The organism is Phytobacter sp. V91 (genome assembly GCF_965644225.1).
Classification (GTDB): domain Bacteria; phylum Pseudomonadota; class Gammaproteobacteria; order Enterobacterales; family Enterobacteriaceae; genus CBFFRJ01.
In genome coordinates, this window is sequence record NZ_CBFFRJ010000281.1 from 1 (window position 1) to 1,088 (window position 1,088).

Consider the following 1,088-nt stretch of genomic DNA (forward strand, 5'->3'; position numbering starts at 1 on the left):
CAGCTCAGCTAAGGTAAGGCTAATACAGATAAGGACTCCACTGAACCCCACCGATTAAATCGCACCTTCCTTAGTGTGGCCTGTTCCTCGTCATCACCAGTTAAAGTCAGAAATGTATGTGATGGGGCTGGTGAAGCGAGGCCAGACTTACGCATTACACACAGTTGTGTTGCCTTAAGTTCACGCAATACATAAGGGGAATGAGTAGTAATGAAAATTTGCGCTGTCGGATCGATGTCACGAGAACCCAGTTTATGAAGGAGCCGGCTGATTCTGTAGGGTTCAAGTCCATACTCGGCCTCATCGACCAGAATTATTCCCGGCCTGCCAACAGCTTTCTGTAATCCGGTTACCAGCAGCCGGGACGACCCAGTACCTAACATTCGTAATGGAGTATTGTCACTATTATGCAGGCTGATTGCGCTATTGGACAGTGAAACGCCATTGACATCGAGGAGCGCTTTCAGCTGACCGAGCGGAACGCCTAACTCATTAGCTATTGTTTGAACGTTGCCCAGAATCTCATCGAGCTGTGGCATTTCTTGTGCAGCAAAACTTTGCCGGGTCTGACGGGAAAGTTCAGCCAGTATTGAACTGACATCAAAGCTCTCTTCTGACAATTTATTAAGTACCGAGCGGTTACCCCAGGCCAAATGGTGATGAGCAACAGTACCGAGGCGAGTAGGGCTCAGGAGCTCTCTGTGTTTCCACTGGAGCCTTTTCTCGAAACCTTCTTCTGTCGCCCGAACTGAAAATAAACACCAGTCTGGTTCCAAATCTTCGTTGACCATGAGTTTTAACGTAATGACGATTTCGTCATTTTCTTCAGGCTCGTCATGAATCTCGCGGGTTGCATTATCAAACCCGCGAAGGAAGCGCCCGTAATGTTCCACACTGAGAATGTCATCGTCGAGCTTACCCAGAGTGACGCTGATAGCGATCGGATTGGTTGAATTCATCAGATTAAAATCGGCATCACTAAATGAATAGGAACGCCTTGCTCCCAGCACCCTGAGGAATCCCCAGAAAAAGTGAAAGGCACGATGAAGTGTGATCTACTGGTTGCGCTAACAAATCAGAAGAGACCT

Annotated in this window: 1 protein-coding gene; it reads right to left on the reverse strand. The window is 47.9% G+C overall.

What is annotated here, in order from left to right; translation table 11 throughout:
- Window positions 1-8: 8 nt before the first annotated feature.
- A complete protein-coding gene (locus ACSZO4_RS25645; protein ID WP_437891899.1) occupies window positions 9-1,010 on the reverse strand; it encodes an AAA family ATPase in 1,002 nt (333 codons plus the stop codon).
- Between the last annotated feature and the right edge of the window lie 78 nt (window positions 1,011-1,088).